Origin of the sequence: Paenibacillus algorifonticola, from assembly GCF_000971975.1 — a bacterium.
GTDB lineage: Bacteria > Bacillota > Bacilli > Paenibacillales > Paenibacillaceae > Pristimantibacillus > Pristimantibacillus algorifonticola.
The window spans coordinates 19600-40243 of record NZ_KQ040785.1 but is presented as its reverse complement, the minus strand read 5'-3'; the positions used below and the strand labels follow the sequence as shown (position 1 = coordinate 40243).

At 50.8% G+C, this 20644-nt stretch carries 17 protein-coding genes; all 17 read right to left on the bottom strand.

Going from position 1 to position 20644, the window contains the following annotated elements; genetic code table 11:
* Positions 1 to 34 precede the first annotated feature (34 nt).
* Positions 35 to 349, bottom strand: a complete 315-nt coding sequence (gene yhbY, locus WH37_RS05935; protein ID WP_046229655.1) for a ribosome assembly RNA-binding protein YhbY — start codon at positions 347 to 349, stop codon at positions 35 to 37.
* A gap of 43 nt (positions 350 to 392) precedes the next feature.
* Positions 393 to 1271: a shikimate dehydrogenase gene (aroE, locus tag WH37_RS05930; RefSeq protein ID WP_231594139.1), complete on the bottom strand. Its 879-nt coding sequence runs from the start codon at positions 1269 to 1271 to the stop codon at positions 393 to 395.
* 70 nt (positions 1272 to 1341) lie between these two features.
* The gene (gene yqeH, locus WH37_RS05925) at positions 1342 to 2469 is read right to left on the bottom strand and encodes a ribosome biogenesis GTPase YqeH (RefSeq protein ID WP_046229654.1); all 1128 of its coding nucleotides are present in this window, start codon (positions 2467 to 2469) and stop codon (positions 1342 to 1344) included.
* Positions 2466 to 2990: a YqeG family HAD IIIA-type phosphatase gene (locus WH37_RS05920; RefSeq protein ID WP_046229653.1), complete on the bottom strand. Its 525-nt coding sequence runs from the start codon at positions 2988 to 2990 to the stop codon at positions 2466 to 2468. Before WH37_RS05920 ends, yqeH begins: the two co-directional genes overlap by 4 nt.
* A 149-nt stretch (positions 2991 to 3139) precedes the next feature.
* A complete protein-coding gene (locus tag WH37_RS05915) occupies positions 3140 to 5392 on the bottom strand; it encodes a DUF4129 domain-containing transglutaminase family protein (protein ID WP_052736837.1) in 2253 nt (750 codons plus the stop codon).
* Positions 5389 to 6639 carry a DUF58 domain-containing protein gene (locus tag WH37_RS05910; RefSeq protein WP_046229694.1) on the bottom strand — a complete coding sequence of 417 codons (1251 nt, stop codon included), beginning with the start codon at positions 6637 to 6639 and terminating at the stop codon, positions 5389 to 5391. Before WH37_RS05910 ends, WH37_RS05915 begins: the two co-directional genes overlap by 4 nt.
* A gap of 7 nt (positions 6640 to 6646) precedes the next feature.
* A complete protein-coding gene (locus tag WH37_RS05905; protein ID WP_046229652.1) occupies positions 6647 to 7606 on the bottom strand; it encodes an AAA family ATPase in 960 nt (319 codons plus the stop codon).
* A gap of 139 nt (positions 7607 to 7745) precedes the next feature.
* On the bottom strand, positions 7746 to 8096 hold the full coding sequence (gene spoVAE, locus WH37_RS05900) for a stage V sporulation protein AE (RefSeq protein WP_046229651.1): 351 nt from the start codon (positions 8094 to 8096) through the stop codon (positions 7746 to 7748).
* Between the two features lie 4 nt (positions 8097 to 8100).
* The gene (spoVAD, locus tag WH37_RS05895; protein WP_046229650.1) at positions 8101 to 9114 is read right to left on the bottom strand and encodes a stage V sporulation protein AD; all 1014 of its coding nucleotides are present in this window, start codon (positions 9112 to 9114) and stop codon (positions 8101 to 8103) included.
* 1 nt (position 9115) lies between these two features.
* Positions 9116 to 9607, bottom strand: coding sequence for a stage V sporulation protein AC (gene spoVAC / locus WH37_RS05890; protein WP_046229649.1), 492 nt, complete (start codon positions 9605 to 9607; stop codon positions 9116 to 9118).
* Between the two features lie 723 nt (positions 9608 to 10330).
* Positions 10331 to 12361, bottom strand: coding sequence for a beta-galactosidase (locus tag WH37_RS05885; RefSeq protein WP_046229648.1), 2031 nt, complete (start codon positions 12359 to 12361; stop codon positions 10331 to 10333).
* A 110-nt stretch (positions 12362 to 12471) separates the two neighbouring features.
* Complete coding sequence (locus WH37_RS05880; RefSeq protein ID WP_046229647.1) at positions 12472 to 14166, bottom strand: ABC transporter substrate-binding protein; 1695 nt, start codon at positions 14164 to 14166, stop codon at positions 12472 to 12474.
* 102 nt (positions 14167 to 14268) lie between these two features.
* A complete protein-coding gene (locus tag WH37_RS05875; RefSeq protein WP_046229646.1) occupies positions 14269 to 15159 on the bottom strand; it encodes a carbohydrate ABC transporter permease in 891 nt (296 codons plus the stop codon).
* Between the two features lie 12 nt (positions 15160 to 15171).
* Positions 15172 to 16134, bottom strand: a complete 963-nt coding sequence (locus WH37_RS05870) for an ABC transporter permease (protein ID WP_046229645.1) — start codon at positions 16132 to 16134, stop codon at positions 15172 to 15174.
* A 310-nt stretch (positions 16135 to 16444) separates the two neighbouring features.
* Positions 16445 to 17092, bottom strand: a complete 648-nt coding sequence (locus tag WH37_RS05865) for a cyclase family protein (protein WP_046229644.1) — start codon at positions 17090 to 17092, stop codon at positions 16445 to 16447.
* 25 nt (positions 17093 to 17117) lie between these two features.
* The gene (locus tag WH37_RS05860) at positions 17118 to 18686 is read right to left on the bottom strand and encodes a response regulator transcription factor (RefSeq protein ID WP_046229643.1); all 1569 of its coding nucleotides are present in this window, start codon (positions 18684 to 18686) and stop codon (positions 17118 to 17120) included.
* Positions 18679 to 20487 carry a sensor histidine kinase gene (locus WH37_RS05855; RefSeq protein ID WP_231594138.1) on the bottom strand — a complete coding sequence of 603 codons (1809 nt, stop codon included), beginning with the start codon at positions 20485 to 20487 and terminating at the stop codon, positions 18679 to 18681. The genes WH37_RS05860 and WH37_RS05855 overlap by 8 nt, the downstream gene beginning before the upstream one ends.
* Between the last annotated feature and the right edge of the window lie 157 nt (positions 20488 to 20644).

Here is a 20644-nt window from a genome sequence, read left to right as displayed (position 1 = left end):
CTTTGCCAGCAAGAACTCATTTCATCGCAAGCCCTTAGCGTCCCGCTTTGACAGCTGGCAATTCGATTTTGCGGTTTTTCTCTTCCGATGCGCGTTTGTAAAGCACAATCGTTTTGCCGATAACCTGTACCAGCTCGGCTTTAGCCGCTGCCGCTACCTCGACTCCGATTTCCTTCGGATCGTCCATGCAGTTGTTCAGCACGGACAGCTTGATCAGCTCGCGAAGCTCAATCGACTCATTAATATGACGAATAAGATGGTCATTCGTTCCACCTTTGCCGACTTGAAAAATCGGCTGTAAATGATGCGCCATCGCGCGCAAATAACGTTTTTGTTTCCCTGTAAGCATCGCTCTATGTTCCTTCTTTCAAATAGTGATAAGAAAAATGTTGCTAATCCTGAAGGGCAGCCAGTACCGTTTCGCGCATCGCTTGAACAGGCGCGGGCTGCCCTGTCCAATATTCGAATGCATATGCCCCTTGATAAATAAACATACCCAGACCGCCATGCGTCCGGCAGCCATGAAGCGCAGCTTCCTGCAAAAACTTCGTTTGCAGCGGATTGTATATTAAATCACTGGCAACGGCGCCCGCTTTCAGCCACGAAGCATCAAGCGGACTTTCGCCCACATTCGGATACATGCCCAAAGATGTTGTATTTATCACGACATCAGCGTCCGCGCATACGCTTTGCAGCTCGTCATTCGTAACCGCTGCGATATCTGCGCGGTGGCGCAGCGCTGCAGCCAGTTCCTCGGCCTTGCCGAGCGAGCGGTTCGCGATTGTAATGCGCTCCGGCTGCTCGCCTGTCAGCGCATAAACAATGCCGCGCGCAGCTCCGCCTGCGCCGATAACGACAATCTTTTTCCCGGCAAGCTCCGGCTCCGCCTCTTCCTTGAGGGAACGTACATAGCCGATGCCATCTGTATTGTAACCAATCAGGTGTCCGTTATCATTGACAATGGTGTTCATCGCCCCTACCGCTCGCGCGCTTTCGTCGATTTCATCCATTTCCTTCATCATATCCAATTTATGAGGAATCGTCACATTCACTCCCCGAATACCCATCGCCCGAACGCCGCTAACGAAAGAGGACAGCTTGTCCGCCGTAATATGGAAAGCCAGATATACGCCGTTAATACCCGTTTCTTGAAAAGCGCGATTCAGCATAATAGGCGACTTGGAATGATGAATGGGGTCACCAATTACACCGTAAAGCACCGTATGGCTGTCTATGCGCTGCATAGCTGTATGGATTTCTCCCGCACTCATTTCCGCCAATGCCCCTCTCAGCTGCCTATGAAGTGTAAAGCGTAATGACGAGCTTTTCTCCTCATAGACGTTAAATCAATGAATCCCTTAGCAGCACCTTAATGCCTTTCGGAGCATACAGATCGAGCAAGGCGCCTGCCTCGCCGTTCACCTGAATCCAGCCTAGGCCAGAGATGAATACATCCTTCTTCGCTCCCCGCGGCACGCGCAGCGAGTGACGCGTCCACGCCGGCATTTCCGCTAGCTCTTCGCGAGACGGTCCACCGAGCAGCTCGCCCTGGTGGTCCTCATAAAGCGCATCCGCGCGCTCCATCTTCGTCCGGTGCACATTCAGCGCATTAGAAATGTATAGCGTAAACGATTGGCGTTCACCCTCTACAAAATCAAAACGGACCAGACTGCCGATAAACAGCGTCTGCTGGTCATTGAGCTGATAAACAAGCGGCTTAATCGGCTTGTCCGGCAGCAGCGACTGCAGAAATCCGCGCGGCACAATTTCCGTCATCCGCGTCGGATAGACGATGCCTGGCGTATCGATGATGAACTTGTCATCATCAAGCGGAATGTGTACAGCATCAAGCGTCGTCCCCGGATAGCGGGACGTTGTCAGCTCGCGCTCCAAATCGCTGTAATCTTTAATCAGGCGATTAATCAGCGTAGATTTGCCAACGTTTGTTGCGCCGACCACATACACATCGCGCCCTTTACGGTGACGATCAAGCGCCTCAATGACATGCTCGAAACCAATGTTGCGCTTCGCGCTGCACAGCACGATATCCAGCGTACGCAGCCCTTCGCTCTTCGCCTGCTGCTGCACCCAGTTGCGGAGGCGGTTCAGGTTCATTGATTTTGGCAGCAAATCGACTTTGTTGACGACCAGCAGCACGGGATTGTTGCCAACAAAGCGCTGCAAGCCCGAAATCAGGCTGCCCTCAAAATCATACAAATCGACAATATGCACAACGAGGCTGTCGGTTGTTGCCACGCTGCTCAGCAGCTTCAGAAACTCATTTTGGTCCACCGTCACGGACGATGCTTCATTATAATTGCGAATACGGAAACAACGCTGGCATATGGCCGGCTCCCTTACTACTGCCTGCTCTGGCACAAAGCCAGGAAGCTCTGCATTTTCCGTTTGCAGTTTTACGCCACAGCCCGCACAGGACTGTGCTGCCAGACTAAGCTGCTCTTCCTTCACTTCTTCTCCCCCTCATTCCATAACCCGTTTTTGCCAAGGCTCGATATGGCGATACGCTCAATTCGGCGGTTGACCCGGGTCATGATTCCTTCATCAGCAGGAGCAATTGGCGCTACAAGAATCGTATATAATCCCATTCGATTGCCGCCAAGCACATCCGTCAGCATCTGATCGCCGATGACTACCGTCTCTTCCGCTTTCAGCTCTAATACCTTAAGCCCTTTGCGAAACGACGTGTTAGCCGGCTTGCGCGCAGCATGAATAAACGGAATGTTCAAAGGCATTGCAAATTTGGACACTCTGGTTACATTATTATTCGATACGATAACGACTTTAAAGCCGCGCTCACGGACATCGTCCAGCCATTTGACCAGTTCGGGCGTTGCAAGCGGCACCCGCGCTCCTACAAGCGTATTATCCAGATCCGTAATAATGCCGCGAATTCCCTTCTTATGCAGCTCATCTAATTGAATATCATAAACCGTATCCACACGCATATGTGGCAACAGTCTCTTGAACATAAGCGTTAAACCCCTTTGCTTTTCTCCTGCTATCTTACGAAACTATAACATAAAAAACGATTTTGTTGCAAAAAAATACCGCCGTCCATTGTGCAGACAGCGGCAAGCTGAATTTTTCCTTCTATATATAGTCGTATAAATGCTATCCATTATAATAGCGAAATGAATTGCTTCACTTTGTGCACGAACTGCTCAGCCTCTTCTGGCGTTGCCTCGGCGCCACTGTATTTGGCTCGTTCAAATTCATTCAATACCTCAGTCAGCTCGCTGCGAATACCTGTACGATGCTGGGCAAAGCGCTGCACCGCTTCCCGCAGCGTCTCATGCTCCGAACGCTTTAGCCCCTTCCTCCGGCAAACCCGGAGCAGCCGCTCCGTTTCCCATACGATGCGGTCATTCGCCGTATACGAGCGGAACCGGAATCGCAGCCATGCCGCTTTCAGCGCTTGACGGCGCATAATCAAGCCAGCTGCGAGCGATAATACAAGCAAGGAAATACCTGCCATGTAAAAGCCTTTGTACGAAACGTCGGTTTTTTCAGCAGCTGCAGCCTTAACCGCCTCATCCGTGTCCTCTTCAACCTCCGGTGTAGGCGCCGCCGCATCTTCTCCGGCAATCGTATAAGGAAATGAAAATCCTGCTGTCGGCTCAAAGGAAACCCAGCCATAACCTTCAAAATAAATTTCCACCCAAGAGTGGGCATCGGAATTGCGAACGGTATACGTACCTTCCCCCTGGAGGAAGGTATCGATATCGAAGCGATCGGCTGCTTCAGCACCGAGGGCAGGCAATGCGCCTGGCGCAAACCCCTTAACCCAGCGGGTAGGCAGGTCGATGGAACGGGCCAGCACCGCCATAGCCGTGGAAAAATAATCGCAATAGCCTTCCTGGATTTCAAACAAAAACTGGGCGACGAAATCGTCGGATTCACCCGTCAGCTTGCCAAGATCAGGCTCATTCGTATATACAAAATTCAAACGTAAGTAGGATTCCAGCATTTTCGCCCGATCATAATCATTCGTTGCATTTTTGGTCAAATCCTCGGCAAGCAGCATGATCTCGTCAGGCAAATCATCGGGCAGCTGTGTATAATGATCCTGTTCATTAGAGCTGTCTAAGCGCGCATTCGTACTGCGAAGCTTCGCTTCATCCAGCACTGGAACGGTGGACACGACAGAGTATGATTCTGGATATGGCTGCCTTCCCCTTCCTTGTAAAGGAAAACGCAGCTCCTGGTCGTCAGGCGCCCAGGTGAGCCGGTAGGATAAATTCGCTTCCGGATCATTGATCCAGTGGATTCGGTTAATCGGAGCGGCAGCGAATAAAACCGGATAATGGTCTTTACGAATCATCGTAACCGTCTGCTCCACTTCAATCGTGTCTGCCAGCTTGCGATCATAAGGCAGGGAAAGCTCCTGCTCCTTTTTCAGTTGATTGACGTTATTCGGCTCAGCTCCTTCATCCAGCTCCAGCCAGCCGCTGCCGGTATAAAACGATTTCGTCTCGCCTCTCCAATAGCTCCGATGAGAGCTTGCAACCGTCATGACTGGCGAATAATCGAAGTTAAAGCCGCCGCCAAGCTGGTCATCATCGCGCCCGTAGCCGGAGCTTGTGTCCAGCGTTACACCTCCGGGGTCCGAGCCTTTTTCACCTAAAAAAACATTGACCTTCTCGCCCTTCGATTCTTTCCAAATCGTATACGGGTCCCGCAGTACAGGCGAAATCGATGGCATAAACAGGCCTGCCGCCATCAGCAGCGCAAGCACCCCCGCAATAGGCATAAATAATTGCAAGGGATAATGCAGCAGCTCCTTCCAGCTCCCTGGATGGTGGCTTTGAAAATGGTGCAAATGCCCCGCTGCCAGCCATATGAGCCCTAGCAATACGACCCATGCAACATTGTCCCACAGCCAAATAGGCGTAAACGAATCGGCAATCGTCAAAACGAGCAAATTCGCCCCAACAAATCCGAATAGGCGAACGCGTGACGTCGTCCAGAGACTGAACAGCCAATACATGGCAAGCATAGCCAAGCTAAACCAAATATACGGGTGGAACTGGATCAGCAAGCTCCATAGAATAGCGGCGATTTTCCGCCAGCCTTCCTCTGAGCCGGAAAAGCTGGGAGATGCGCCTACCACTATCCATGTTGAAACCACAACCAATAGCAGCTGGAGCGGCACCCGCAGCCTGCGCCTCATCGCAGGAAGCAAGACGTCAACTGCGCCTGCAAGCAGCAGCGCCATATAAATGGAAATAAACGTAGATTCCCACCAGTAGTTTTCAAAAACCGCAATCGAATTGATCATCGAAAAAATAATAATGATACGCGATATTCGGCCGTACCACTCAAACGCGGCATATGCTTTCAAGCTGTTCAATCTGTCCATTCCGTTCTTCATGCTCCGCCGCCTCCCTCAAGCACAGCCGGCAGCTCCGGCAGCTGCGTAAGTGTAAAAACCGGCCAGCCTCGGGCGCGCAGCAGCTTCTGCCAGTCCTGATTCATCGCTGCAGCCAGCCCGCCCACGTCCGCAATATGGAGCAGGCAAGGCTTAAGCCCTTTGCGTGCGAGCCATTCCAAGCTTGCGCTCGCCTCCTTGCCCGATGCTGTAGAAATAACAAGCGCGATGGAGCCCGAATCTAGCAGCGACTCCGAAGCAGCCAGTGTTTGAAATAAAGGCTGCTCCGCATCTGCGTTCACCGCTGTTAAATGCTGCATAATCGCGCCCCGTTGTTCAGCACCCGCCTTAGGCGGGAAAATGGCCCGCTGCGATCCGGCAGACAGCAGCCCCATAGCCGTCTCGCCTCGCCCGCCGCTCTCAATGAGCGAAGCGGCCGCTGATACCGCGAGTTCAAAGCGGTCTGCCCGCGCGCCGCTGTAAGCCTTCGCATCGCGGTCGAGAATAATAAGCGTTCGGGGAAGCGACTCCCGTTCAAACTCCTTGGACTTCCAGTGTCCAGTGCGCGCCGTCGCATGCCAGTGAATCCGCGACAAGCGGTCGCCAGGCACATATTCCCGCACGCCATTGATTTGCGTCGTCTCCTTCGCTGAGCGTGAAGCGATGGCGTGGGAGTACGGCCCGCGTGCGCCAAGCTGCAAACCCCGCTGCTGGCGCAGGGGGACGATTTGAGGCATGACGCTGAACACCGACTCCTCCGTAAAGCTGCCCGAATGCTCGAACAGTCCGAATACATCATGGGAGGAGCATGCGGTAGCTCCGAAGCGATATTCACCACGCTGCAGCGGAGGTGTCGTATACAGCACTTCGCCGGAACGCTTCAAATTCGGCACAAAGGACGATTCGAATTGCAGTGGTTGTCCATTGTTGCGCAGCAATTGATCGCGGACAAGCACAAACGGTATCGGATAATAGCCGGGCACCTTCACCGAAAGCTTGACTGTAAGCGAACTTCCGGCCGCCAGCGCATAATCGCCATGCCCGCCATCGGATTTACGCAATGTCCGGCTGCCGCTTACTTTGCTAATGCCGCTAAAGCGCCCTAGCATCAAATAAAGCAGCAGCGCATTCATAATGACGAACAGCATCACGGCCGTTTTGCCGCCTTGAAATAATAAGTAAAGCAGCGCTCCTCCATACAGAAACGCGCTAATGAGCAGTCGTCTGCGTTGCAAGCTGAGCGTCAACATTTCCACATCAGCGCTCCAATCTCACCGGCACTCTTACCTGTTCCATGATTTGCTCTACCAGCTCGCTCGCTTTGAGGCCGTTCATTCTGGCTTCCGTATGCAAGGACAGCCGGTGAGACAATACATGCGAAGCAAGCTTCTTCACATCATCAGGAGTGACGAAGCTGCGCTGGTCCAAATAGGCAGCTGCTTTGGCCGCCCGGGCAAACGAAAGCGCAGCACGCGGGCTGGCGCCAAGCTGAATGCCGGGATGCTCGCGCGTAGCTCTGACTATGCTGACCAAATATTTTGCCACGGCCTCATCCATATGGACCGCCTGCACCTGCTGCTGAATGCGGATAATATCGTCCACATCGGCGATTTGGGCAATTTGGCTCTCCGGCTGCAGCCGCACCTCGCTGCCCATAATCATCTTCTGCTCATCCTCCTCGCTTGGATAGCCGAGCGACAGCTTCATCATAAAGCGGTCAAGCTGCGCTTCAGGCAGCAAATAAGTACCTTCAAATTCGATCGGATTTTGCGTTGCAAGCAGCATAAACGGATGAGGCAGCGCGTAGGTGTCGCCATCTACTGTCACATGGCCCTCCTCCATCGCCTCCAGCAGCGCGGATTGGGTTTTGGTCGTTGCCCGGTTGATCTCGTCAGCCAGCAGCAAATTAGTCATGACCGGACCTGGCCTGAACAAAAACTCCTCCTGCTTCGGATGATAAATGGATACGCCTGTTATATCAGTAGGCAGCAAATCCGGATTGCACTGAATACGCCTGAACTGGCCGCCGATTGAACGGGCCAGCGCCTTTACGAGCTGCGTCTTCCCCGTGCCGGGAACGTCCTCCAGCAGCACATGCCCGCCGCCAATCACTGCAATCATCAGCCTTTCGATTTGCTCCTGTTTTCCCAAAATACTATGATTTAGATTAGTAAGAATAGATGCGCATAATTGCATGTCAACCTGTTGCGTTTCCATATGAATAACCTCCCGCAGCGTATCAAGATGGATAAAGGCATATAGTTCCATTTTACAGTAGTCCAGCAAGTAAGTACAAATGCATCAATTTCCAAAAAAAACTGGAGGATCCCACAGGACCCTCCAGTTTTCCAGTCTATTACCCCTTTGGCCGAATAACCAATGCCGCCAGGAACGAGAAGATGATCGCAGCAGAGATGCCCGAGCTCGTCACTTTAAATATGCCGGAAATAACGCCAATCCAGCCTTGGTCATGCAGCTCGGTCAAAGCCCCGTGCACCAGCGCATTGCCGAAGCTCGTAATCGGGACTGTCGCTCCTGCTCCAGCAAAGGCAACCAACGGCTCGTATAAGCCGATTCCATCCACCACCGCCCCAATGACGACCAGCGTCGCCATCGTATGTGCAGGGGTCAGCTTGAACACATCAAACATAACTTGCCCCACGACGCAAATAGCGCCGCCAACTAGAAATGCCCATAAAAAAATCATCGCCTTACCCTTCCTTTCCGCAAATAGCGACAGCATGCGCAATGCCGGGAATGCTCTCGCCTTGCTGGAATGACAGCGGCGACAGCAGCGCTCCCGTCGCAACGACCAATATCCGTTTCAGTTCGCCCCTTGCGAGCCGTTTAAGCAAATGGCCGTAGGTGACAACTGCCGAGCACCCGCACCCGCTGCCGCCCGCCTGCACCTTCTGGCGGTTCACATCGTATACCATTAAGCCGCAATCGCCAAATACCGTGTCATTCATCGGCACGCCATTTTGCAGCAGCAGCTCATTGGCGAGCGGATGCCCAACACCAGCAAGGTCACCTGTTACGATTAAGTCATAATCGCTTGGGGAGCGGCCTGTATCGTTAAAATGCGCTTGAATCGTATCGACGGCCGCAGGTGCCATCGCAGCGCCCATATTAAATGGATCAGTGATGCCGAGATCGACGATTTTGCCGATCGTGGCACACTCGATAGTCGGTCCGTCTCCCGAAGCTGCAACGAGACCAGCTCCAGCGCCAGTAACGGTATACTGCGCCGTCGGCGGCTTCTGCGAGCCGTATTCTGTCGGGTATCTGAACTGCTTCTCCGCCGTGCAGTTATGGCTGCACGTGCCCGCCAGCACGTAATCGGCAGAGCCGGAGTTTACGAGCATAGCGGCAATCGACAGCGACTCCATTGAGGTCGAGCAGGCGCCGAAGACGCCAAGATACGGCAAGCCCAGCGACCGCGCTGCAAAGCTGCTGCTTATAATTTGGTTCATTAAATCGCCGCCGACAAAAAACTGCACCATTTCCTTGTCAATTCGGGCATTCTGGAGCGCAAAGTCCGCAGCCTGCTCCAGCAGCAGCCGCTCGGCCTTCTCCCAGCTTTTCTGCTGCATATCCAGCTCGGGATGCACAAGGTCAAAATCCTCGGCCAGCGGGCCGTCACCTTCGTCCGGCCCTACTACCGTTGCCGCGCCAATAATGACGGGGCGCTTCTCAAACCACCAGGTCTGTTTGCCGCGCAGCATATTATTGCCCTCCTGTGCCGAGAATGAGATGGACGATACCGACAAAGAAGGCGGCTACGACGCCGAAAACGACAACCGAGCCCGCCAGCTTGAACATATTGGCGCCTACGCCTAGGACAAGCCCTTCCGCACGATGCTCCAGCGCCGCCGAACACATCGAATTGGCAAAGCCCGTGACGGGAACAGCCGTTCCAGCTCCCGCCCACTGAGCGATTTTGTCATACACGCCGATGCTCGTCAAAATGACGGAAATAATAATCAGCACGGCAACTGTTGGATTGCTTGCATCCTCCGCTTTCATATGAAGCAGATGCATGAACAGCTCCTGAATCACTTGTCCAAGCACACAAATTGCACCTCCAATAATGAAGGCTCTCAGACAGTTCGCACCTATGGAGCGGGAAGGCTCCCGCGTTTTCGCAAAATTCTGATACTCCTTGGAAGACATCGCCATCTTTTTGTATTTTTCCTTGTCTGCACTGCTTTCTGTCATCTATTGCCCCTCCTTTCAGTTATACGCTGCTGCAAAATGCTAAACAGGTGATGCGCGGGCGCATCCATTCTTGTTCATTATTTGCCATCAGAGGGGCTATTATGTATGCGCATATTACAAGCACAGATTTCAAATCTGCCTTCCTTTTTTAAAAAAGAGCATCCGCCCGCTTTAGCCGCAGCCAAAACAGTCGAATGCTCTTTCATAACTAGCCCGTCAGGTAGCCAGGACGTCTGGCTTAAAATAATAGCGAAATTAACAGCAGAACGAGCAGCAAATACAGCGCCAGCACGAGCAAAATCAGCTCCAACTGCTTGCGGCTGCTTAATGCATTTGCTTTCCTCATAGGGGGCCCTCCCTTTAACTATGCTTCTATACGTTCAGCATATGCGGGCAGGGGCAAATGCGGAGCTTGTCCGCGGCTGTTCTGTTTGCTGCCTTCAAATCAGCTTTGCAGCTCCGCCAGTAAAATCATGCTTTCTTAGCTATGCTAGCTTCATTGGCTTTCTATATAAGTTGAACGATTGATTCGCATGAGGGCGATGGTCGTCACTACGAGAAAGGTTGGACTTCCGGCCGCTGTTGTTTTCTGATTTCTTGATTCTATTCCTCGTTGAGGGTGAAATCCGAAAACAAAGGCGGACGCTATCGCTCTCTCCAGTTCCAACCTTTCTCTCCATTTCTCCCCCGCCCCATTGCTTTCTTTCGTTCCACTTATATAGCCTAGCTTTCCAAAATCGCTACGCCTTTCGCTGCGATCGCCAGCGATCCGTTTACAGCTTCCCCGCTCAGCAGCTCTTTCGTGAAGGTGTTAGGCAGCTCCGAAAGCTGTACCGCTTCCGCATTGTGATTCAAAATGAACGTAAAGGTGCTGCCGTTAATGGCTCGCTGCGATACTTCAACGCCGTCTGGAGTCGCAAGCAGCGGTTGAATGCCTGCAGCCTCACATAAATGGGCCATGAGGCCTTGCAGGAAGGTTTTGTCCGGGCTGGTCGCCACGTACCAGGCTTTGCCTTCGCCGAACGAATTAACCGTTACAGCAGGCATGCCTTTATAGAAGTCAGAGCCATATTCGGCAACCACTTCAGCGCCTTCCGTATGAATCAGATCGCACAAAATACTGCCGGAGTATGTCCCGCTATCAAGCGCGCCAAGCGGTTTATTGAGTACAATGTCATTTTGCTGGCCCGGCAGCAGGGCATCGATTTCCTCCGCCCAAATGCCCAGCACCTTGCGCAGCTTGCCCGGATATCCGCCAAGCGTCACGATGTCATTTTCATTGACGATTCCGCTGAAGAACGTTGTGACGAAAGTGCCGCCGCGCGCAACGAAAGCTTCAACCTTCTCCGCAAAGCCAGGCTTCACCATATACAGCACAGGAGCGATGACGAGATCGTAACGATCGAGCTGCTCCTCCACGCTGATCATATCCGTCTGAACGTTCATTTGGAATAAGGCGTCATAATACTTATGAACCTCATCGAGGTATTTAAGCGCAACGGTCGGACCGCTCGACAGCTCAACCGCCCAGCGATTTTCCCAATCGTAGACGATCGCTACCTTGGAATCAACGCGCGAATCGAGGATGCGCCCAGACAGCTGCTGCAGCTCAGCGCCCAGCTCGGCGCTTTCGCGGAATACGCGTGTATTCTCATGGCCGACATGCTCAATGACAGCGCCATGGTATTTTTCACAAGCACCGACTGAGCGGCGCAGCTGGAAGAACAGCACCGTATCCGCGCCGCGCGCCACCGCCTGATAGCTCCACAGCTTCATAACCCCTGGACGCTTAAGCGAGTTGTACGGCTGCCAGTTTTGCTGGCTTGGCGTTTGCTCCATCAGCATGAACGGCTGGCCGCTTTTGAGGCCGCGCATCAGATCATGCGTCATCGCCGTCAGGCTGAACGGCGTATCCATCGAAGGATAGTTGTCCCATGAGACGACATCCATATATTTTGCCCATTCGAAATAGTCCAGCTCGGAATACGTACCCATTAAATTCGTTGTCACTTGCAGGTTAGGCGAATGCTGCTTAATCGCTTCATATTCCAGCTTGTAGCAGTCCAGCAGGCTTGACGACTGGAAGCGGCGGTAATCGATGGAAATGCCCTGGAAGTTCGTGCGGTTATGTCCCCACTCTTCACTGAGGGCGTTAGGAGCAACGATCTCATCCCAATCGTAAAAAGTATGGCCCCAAAACGCAGTATTCCACGCCTTGTTCAGCTTCTCAAGCGTTCCATAACGCTGCTCCAGCCAAACGCGGAATGCCGCCTCGCAGTTGTCACAGTAGCAATAGCCGCCGTACTCATTCGATACATGCCATACGAGTACCGCCAGGTGATCCTTGTAGCGCTCAGCAATCGTGCCAGCCAGACGCTCGGACAGCTTGCGGTAAGCCGGGCTGTTCGGACAGGAATTATGGCGTCCGCCGAATTTGCGCTTGCGTCCGTCGTAATCGACACGCAGCACATCGGGGTGCTTTTTCGCCAGCCATGCCGGATGTGCACCTGTGCTCGTCGCGAGACAGACGTAAATACCGTCCTTGTACAGACGATCAATGATGCGGTCCAGCCATTCGAGATCATAGGTATTCTCATCTGGCTGAATGCGCGCCCACGAAAATACGTTGACGGTTGCTACATCAATGCCCGCCAGCTTAAACATCCGAATATCCTCTTCCATAACAGACTCATCCCACTGCTCCGGATTATAGTCGCCACCGTACCAAATTTTCGGCAATTTTTCATTAATCAATGTAAAACAGCTCCTCTCCATTTTGACCAGTCTTTTATTACCATAGCATGCCTATTGACAGAAATGAAGGAGAGAACTCATTTAAGAGTCCTCCCCTCCATAGCATCCCCTTACTTTTGCGACCAGAACTCAACGCGGTCTTTAACCATTTGCGTGAACTGTTCATTCAGCTTGGCAGCGCCCGCTTTGTCCAGATCCGCCATGAAGTCATCCCATACTTTGTCGAAGTTTTCTGGCTTCGCCAAAATCGCTTCTGGAACACGTTTCTTCATAATATCTTGTGTTTTTTGGAAAATGACATCCGCTTCCGAGCCTGTTTCAAAATTCAAGTTCCATGCTGCGCCGTAAGGACGCTCAGGGAAAGCATCGTCTGCGGGCCAGAATTCTTTATACATTTCCACTTTGTATGCGGCAAGCGTCTTTTTGTCCGCTTCCGAATATTCTGCTTTGAACTGCTCAGGGAATTTCGTCGTAAAGTAGTTGCCTGTGGAATCTTTAACGCCATCGCCGTAACGAGCCGATATCATGTAATTTTCAATACCTGTCGTTTTCTTGAATTTGTTGCCATCGTTTGTTTTGAGATCTTGAATTTCTTGTTTGAATACGCGTTTGCCGTCCACAACATCGTAATGCTTGCCTTCAATTCCCCAGTTTACGAGAATTTGACCTTCTTCAGAAGCCAGGTAATCCAGGAACTTGATCAGACGGACAGGATCTTTGGCCGATTTCGTAATCGCAATACCGTGGCCTGCCATATAGCCTGTACCTTGGTACGAATGGTCTTGGTAGCTTTCATCCAGCGTTATAGGGAAGCGAGCATACGTTGCACCAAATTTGCCTTCTGCTTTCAGCGAGTTTTCCGCTTGAACGTAGTCCCACTTCTGGTCGATAATGCCGACTACGCGGCCTGTTGCGATTTTAGCTTTGTATTGGTCATATTTTTGAACGAAGCTTTCTTTGTCCAGAAGGCCGATATCGTTCATATGGTTCAACCAGCGGAAATATTCTCTTTCTTCCTCACGTTGGTAGTGGAGCTTCGTTTCGAATGTTTTCTCGTCGATAGCGAACTCGCCATTATCCGGCAAGCCTGTTGCATAGAATGCAGGGTTTGTTACGGAAATCAGAATTTGCCATTCGCCGCCGTTAAGCGACAAGCCGATTCTTTTTTGTCCATCTTCAGTCGTTGGATTTTGCTCAATATACGATTTAATTGCATTTTCGTAATCTTTAACGGTTTTGATTTCAGGGTAGCCCAGCGCCTCAAGCGCCTGATGCTGAATTTCGAAGCCGCCTTCGGCATCAAAATAAGTTTGGCCTACACCGGAAGACGGAAGCTCATAAATAGCTGGATCATCTTTGCTGTAACGAAGACGGTTCAAATATTCGCCGTATACTTTTTTAATATTAGGGGCGTGTTGTTCAATCAGATCCGTCAGGTCGAGAAGCGCGCCAGCGTCAACCAGGCTTTTTACACTGCCCTTCGCCATAACCATATCCGGATACTCTCCGCTTGCTGCCATCAGAGCGAACATGTCAGTATCTGATCCGCCAACCGGGAACTCCTGCTGCATCGTAATGCCTGTTTTTTCTTGCAGGAATTTACCGATGTCGCTTTGCATGTTATCCCAATCCGGGTTAAGGTCGCCTGATACCAGCCTTACCGTAATAGGCTCTGTGGAATTCCCTTCCTCTGCATTGCCCGTATTGCCTGTACCTGCTTCGCTATTGTTGCCTGAGCCGCATGCTGTGAAAGTCAAAGCTGTTGCAAGCAGCAAGCCCATTAGAGCGGTTTTCTTTTTCTTCATCTTGGTGTTGCCTCCCTTTTAATCGGTATTAAATTATGAAGCGATAAACTTGTATATAACAGGAAACCTGCTATTACCATATGGAAGCTTGAGGCTCGTCCACTAGCTCTTGACGGAGCCAAGCGTCATCCCTTTGACAAAATATTTTTGCAGGAAAGGATAGACGACTAGAATAGGCAGTGTAACGACCATTGTAATGGCCATCCGAATGGATTCTGGCGATACCGCAGCCAAGTTTTGCTGTACGCTCGCGTCCCGGTAATTCGACCCGGATTGCGTCGATTGCAGCACCTTCATCAGCTCATATTGCAGCGTTGTAAACTGGGCAGCCTGCTGGTTGTACAAATACGTATCAAACCATGAATTCCAGTGCTGTACCGCGATGAACAGCGCGATTGTTGCCAGAACAGGCTGGCAAAGCGGCAGAATAACCCGCCAGAAAATTGTAAAGTCATTTGCGCCATCGATTTTCGCTGACTCTTGAAGGGCGTAAGGCAACCCGTCAATGTAGGAGCGGACGACGAAGATGTTCCAAACGCTCAGAATAAGCGGAATAATGTATACCCAGAAGCTGCTCATCAAACCAAGATTTTTAATCAGCATGTAGATCGGAATCATACCGCCGGAGAAATACATCGTCATGGCGAAAAGCGGCGAAAACAGCTTGCGCGCCTGAAATTCGCGGCGGCTAAGCACAAACGCCATCATCGAAGCCGACAGCACCCCGACGACTGTACCGATAATAGTACGCAGCACCGAGTTTTGGAAACCGGTCAGCAATGTTTTATACTGAAAAATCGTAATATAGTTTTGCAAAGTAAATTCTCTAGGCAGCACCGTAATGCCGCCTTTCACCGTATCCATCGATTCATTGAATGAAATCGCGAGTACGTTCAAAAATGGATAAATCGTTATTAATCCAGCAAGCCCCATCACAATGTAAATGATGACGTCTGTAATGATTTCTGACTTGGCTCTAATCGTTCCCTGCATGATTGCTTCCTCCTAAATAACCGATTCTTTCGTAATGCGTTTGTAGATGGCGTTGGCGCTAAACACGAGTATAATGCTGACGACGGAGTTGAATATGCCGATCGCCGTACCGTAAGAGAAGCGGCTCATTTGGATACCATACTTCAGCGCATATAAATCGAGTACCTCGGAATAATCGACAACGAGCGGGTTGCCGAGGAGGAATTGCTTTTCAAAGCCTATGCTTATCAAATGACCGATGGACAAAATAAACAATACCATAAAAGTGGTGCGAATGCCGGGTAACGTAATATTCCACATTTTGCGGAATCTTCCTGCTCCGTCCACGGTCGCCGCTTCGTATTGCTCGGGATCAATGCCCGCCATAGCCGCTAGGAATATAATCGAGTTCCAGCCCGTTTCTTTCCACATATCGGACATCGTTACAATGCCCCAGAACCAGCTGCCTTTCGCCATAAATTGAATCGGCTCGTCGGTGATATTCAGCCACATCAGCAAATCGTTGATGCCGCCGCCGTCTGTAGAAAGCATTTTGCTTACAAGGCCTGCGACAACAACCCATGAAACAAAGTGTGGCAAATAGGAAATCGTCTGAATGGAGCGTTTGAAAAATTGGCCCCTAATTTCATTGAGCAATAGGGCAAAAATAACGGGAACGGTAAAGGAGACGATCAGTCCCATAATACTCATGCCCAGCGTATTGCGCAGGACGAGATAAAAGCGTTCATCTCCAAACAACTGAATGAAGTTGTCGAAGCCGACCCATTTTTGCTCAAAAAACCCTTTGGCCGGTTTATAGTTCTGGAACGCCATCAGCCAGCCCCAAAGCGGTACATAGCTGAATACGAAAACCCAGATGACGAACGGGATGGACATAAAATACAAGTATTTCTGCTGCTTCATCCGGTCCCAGAAACGATTGGCTTTGCTTTTGTTCACATTAAGCGGACGTTCTACGGTTGGTAACGATTTCATCTCTGCTCCTCCTAAAAACTTCACTTTCGCACAACATATCCGTGAATTTCTCTCTTTATTATGTTCTCATCATAACCGATAGCGTTTTCGGCTCGGCACCCGACAAATTCCACCTAAAATCATATAAAAATACGTACAGGCTGCTTTTTATGTGATTTTGATATGATTTTTATGCAAAAAATAAGGTATTTCCGCTGGATCGTTAGCTAAAAATGACGGATTTCGTAAAAAAACGCCCTCGGCTTGAAAACAAGCCGAGGGCATTTTTGGAAAACAAATCATGTAATTGGAAGTTTATATACCCGCTTCGTTATGACTCCACGATGGCAATCGCACGTACCGGCGCTCCATCGGCATTCCGAAACTTGATTGGTAAAGCGCAAAAGGTAAATACGCCGCCGCCTATTTGATCCAATTGAATTAAATTTTCGACGATAACCATTTGTGACTGTGACAAGATTTTTTTATGGATAGTCAAATCCGCATCCGAGATCGGGTCAACGCCAATAACGTCGAGGCCTACCCCTTTTTTACCGCTGTTTATTAAATAGTCGGCTACTTCCTCCGTCATATAGGGATATTCGCCAAAATACGCATCCGTTCCCCAATGCTTCGACCAGCCTGTATAAAAAAGCAGAAAATCAACCGAATCGGCCAGCGGACGAGCCCTTTCAATATAACGCATCGCAATCTGCTCGCCAGCCTGTAAATCGTCGCATGAAATGACAAGCGCCGTCCCGACAAACTGCTGTGCAGGAATATGCTCCAGCGTCGATCCACTCGCAAATATATGGGCAGGTGCATCCATATGGGTGCCGGTATGAGACGCAAGCGTTAGCAGCGTTTCTCTAAAGCCGTCCTTCTCATACGTGCTCAGCGTTTCAAGCGTTGGCTGCGGCGTGCCGGGATAAACGGGCGTATGTTCAAAAATGGTATGCGTCAAATCGATGACTTTCAATCCGTGTTCCCCTTTCGCTTTACGCCTAGGACTCCTGCCGCTCGGCATCTGATTTTACCATGCCTTTGAACGAGGAAGGCGACAGCCCTTTATATTTTTTAAATTTAGCGTGAAAATAATCGACGTTCGCATAGCCGACCAGCTCGGATACTTGATGCACCTTGAGCCCTTGCTGAAGCAGCTCCACCGCATGGCGCAGCCGCACCTGATCGAGATAGGTGTTGAAATGCTCGCCGGTGAAATTTTTGAACATTTTGCCCAAATAGCCGCTATTGTAATTAAACAGCTCTGCCAGTGTTTCCAGCTTTAAATTTTCCGCATAATGGCGCTCAATAAAACCGGTAATTTGCTTAATGACCGACACATTGCTGGAATTTCCGAGACGGAACGCGAGCTGCGACAGGCGGTCCTCCAGCAGAGCCATCATCTCGTCATAGTTCGTCTGCTTGTATAAATCCGTTACAATTCGCAGCTCGTCCTGAATCGCCAGTTGTACATGAACCGCCGTCAGCTTGTTGAGCACAATCGTCAGCATTTGCGCAAAGCTGGTTTTAATGCGCTGCTCGGAAAGCCGGCTCGTACTCGCCAGCTCCCCTGCTTCCTGCAGCATCAGCCGTACGCCATCCTGGCTGCCGATGTCAAGCATATAATACAGCTTCTGGGCCAGCTCCTGAAGCCGTAATTGGAGCTGCTCCTCATCCGCCTCTGCGTGCACGGCCTGCTCTTCTCCACTAACGAGATGAAGCTCGCCGCTTGACAGCCGGAAGCTGTGCTTAATCGCCGCAAGCACGGCTTCATAGCTGCTCGGCAGCTGTACAAGCGCAGGCACCGCATCGCCAACGACAGCGATATAACGCTGCTCCTGCGCCGCCTGCTGAACCCATTGCCGCAGCAGCTCGCCCGTGCCTTCCTGCACGACGTAATCTTTCAGCAGCACAGCGGTATATGCGCCTGAGCTAAACGTCCAGCCCGCCCGGTTGCTCTGTACCACACTTGTCAATCTGCGCCTCGCCGCAATGCTTGCAGCCGACGTATGCTCCTCTGTTCTTGACCACTCGATGAGCAGCAGCTGGAAGCTCTTGGCCGAATCGCCAGTAAGCTGCTCCAGCTCCTTCCATATTTCCGGATAGCTGGCCGCATCTCCCGATACAGCGAGCTGCAGCAGTTCCTCCCGGCGCAGCGTCTCCCGGTGGCCAAGACTTGCCGCCTGCTCGGAACGCTTGTCCAGAATTCCCGCGATACGCACAACGTTTTCATACAGCTCGTCGTCATCAACCGGCTTTAAAATATATGCATCAATGCCGAACTGAATCGCCCGCTGAGCATAGCTGAAATCAGCATGCCCGCTCAAAACAAGAAAATGGCAGGAGCTGTCGATTTTGCGAATTTCCTCAATCACCTGCAAACCATCCATCCTCGGCATGCGTATATCCATTAAAATTAAATCGGGCGATAGCTGGCCGTGCTTAATAAGTGCCTCTGGGCCGCTAGCTGCTTCCCCTACCCAAACAAATCCAAGGCTTTCCCAATCAATAATCGAGCGCAGCCCTGCGCGAATCATCGGCTCATCATCAACGATAAGCAGCTTATGCATCTTCTTGCCCTCCTTGCGCTTGCGGAATTTGAAACGTAATGGTCGTTCCGCCGTCTTCCCCGCCGCTCTTAATCTCTAATCCGGAAGCTTGTCCATAGAGCAGCACCAGTCGCTGATGAACATTGCGCAGTCCAATGCGATATTCCTGCTCATCGTCCATATCCCCCAGTGCCAGCATAATTTCATCCATTCTAGCTTCGCCAATGCCAATGCCATTATCCGATACTTGCACATGCAGCACCCGATCCTGAAGCAGCGTCGTCACGGTCACGCAGCCGCCTTCATCGATGTTTTCCAGACCATGAATGACCGCATTTTCGATCAACGGCTGAATAATCAGTGGCGGGATTTCCAATGACTGTGCATTCGGGTCCAACTCCAAATTAAAGGTAAGGCGGTCATTGCCGTAGCGGAACTTCTGAATTTCCAAATAGCAGCGAACAATTTCCAACTCATCCTTGAGCCTTATTTTACCAGCGCCAATTTCCAAATTGCGGCGAATCAGCTTGCCCAGCATATGGACAATCGATGAAATTTCCGTCTCGCCATTAACATGAGCTTTCATGCGAATGGATTCCAGCGCATTAAACAAAAAATGCGGATTAATTTGGCTCGCCATCATTTTAAGCTTAATATCCTTCTGCCGCAGCTCCAGCTGATCCTGCTGTCGCTGCGACTCGGAAACCTCGTCCATCAGCCCGCGAATGCTGACCACCATATTGTTGAACTGCCGCGAGAGCAGCCCAATCTCATCATTGCCGTCCACTGTAGCCACCGTCGTCAAGTCACCCATTGCTACCTTGTTGAGGTTTTTATTCAGCAGCAGCATGCGCGTCGCGAGCAGTCCCGAGAAAAAATAAATGAGCAAAAAGGCAATTGCCAAACTAATGCCCATAATCGTCAGCCCCAAAATACTAATGCGATTCGCTTCGCTGACGATACTGTCGATCGAAAAGACCGATACGATGCGCAGACCATTGCGGCTCGATTGTGGAGTGAGCTCCTCCATGACAAGCCGCGAGCGCTTGCCTTCATACAAAATTTCAAATGTGCCCGGCCCTTTCCCAGACAATTGGCTGGAAAAATCGAGATTGGTTAAATTCAGCCCCACCTGCTTCGGGTTGCTGGCCGCCACAATATAGCCGGAATCATCAAATATCATCGTATCGAAAGGCTCTTGGCTAAGCAGCGCATTTAGCTTCCCTTGATTAATGCCAATGACCAGCACGCCGCTTGTGCGATAGGTAGGAAACGGTATTTTTCGCACGAGGCTGAGATAATTGTTATTTTTCTTCGTCTCATCCTTCATGTACATCCAGTGGATGCCGTCCTCCCCCATCGCACTTTGGTACCATGACGCCTCTTCAGTGGCTTTGCTTGTTTTGATGAATTCCCAGTTATCGAGAATCGTTTGGTTTGTCGTATAAAAGCGGATATTATTGATTTCCGAATACAGCTGCATATAGTCTTTAAACGCCCGAAATTCCCACAATGCGCTTACAGCCTCATACGTAGATTCATAATTGGTGTTCACCGTGCTTCGCAGCGCGTTGTCAAACAGCATTTTATCCGAAATCGTAATAGGCATGCGAATGATGTCATCCGTTTGCTTCTTGATCTTCTCTACATTGTTCAGCGTCTGCTGCGTCGCCTGATTCAGCACATTTTGGCGAAAGGCCGCTGTTAAAATAATGCCGACAAGCAGCACCGGAATGCAGACGACGAGCAAAAATGAAATCATCAGCTTATGCTTAATGCGAACATCGTTCATTTTTCTGACGATTAAGGGTTGTTTCTTCACTCGGCAAATGCCCCTTCTTGTCAAGCGTAAACGGCTTTGCCAGCTTTGATGGCAAAAACTCGTTTCGCGATGAAATATAAGCGGGTAACCAGCATCTATCTGATATACCTTATATTTCAAGCGTAAACGGCTTTGCCAGCTTTGATGGCAAAGGCTC

Coding starts and splice junctions, on each gene's coding strand:
- yhbY (WP_046229655.1), bottom strand. CDS start 349: ATGCTTACAGGGAAACAAAAACGTTATTTGCGCGCGATGGCGCATCAT.
- aroE (WP_231594139.1), bottom strand. CDS start 1,271: ATGAGTGCGGGAGAAATCCATACAGCTATGCAGCGCATAGACAGCCAT.
- WH37_RS05920 (WP_046229653.1), bottom strand. CDS start 2,990: ATGTTCAAGAGACTGTTGCCACATATGCGTGTGGATACGGTTTATGAT.
- WH37_RS05915 (WP_052736837.1), bottom strand. CDS start 5,392: ATGAAGAACGGAATGGACAGATTGAACAGCTTGAAAGCATATGCCGCG.
- WH37_RS05910 (WP_046229694.1), bottom strand. CDS start 6,639: ATGTTGACGCTCAGCTTGCAACGCAGACGACTGCTCATTAGCGCGTTT.
- WH37_RS05905 (WP_046229652.1), bottom strand. CDS start 7,606: ATGGAAACGCAACAGGTTGACATGCAATTATGCGCATCTATTCTTACT.
- spoVAE (WP_046229651.1), bottom strand. CDS start 8,096: ATGATTTTTTTATGGGCATTTCTAGTTGGCGGCGCTATTTGCGTCGTG.
- spoVAD (WP_046229650.1), bottom strand. CDS start 9,114: ATGCTGCGCGGCAAACAGACCTGGTGGTTTGAGAAGCGCCCCGTCATT.
- spoVAC (WP_046229649.1), bottom strand. CDS start 9,607: ATGACAGAAAGCAGTGCAGACAAGGAAAAATACAAAAAGATGGCGATG.
- WH37_RS05880 (WP_046229647.1), bottom strand. CDS start 14,166: ATGAAGAAAAAGAAAACCGCTCTAATGGGCTTGCTGCTTGCAACAGCT.
- WH37_RS05875 (WP_046229646.1), bottom strand. CDS start 15,159: ATGCAGGGAACGATTAGAGCCAAGTCAGAAATCATTACAGACGTCATC.
- WH37_RS05870 (WP_046229645.1), bottom strand. CDS start 16,134: ATGAAATCGTTACCAACCGTAGAACGTCCGCTTAATGTGAACAAAAGC.
- WH37_RS05860 (WP_046229643.1), bottom strand. CDS start 18,686: ATGCATAAGCTGCTTATCGTTGATGATGAGCCGATGATTCGCGCAGGG.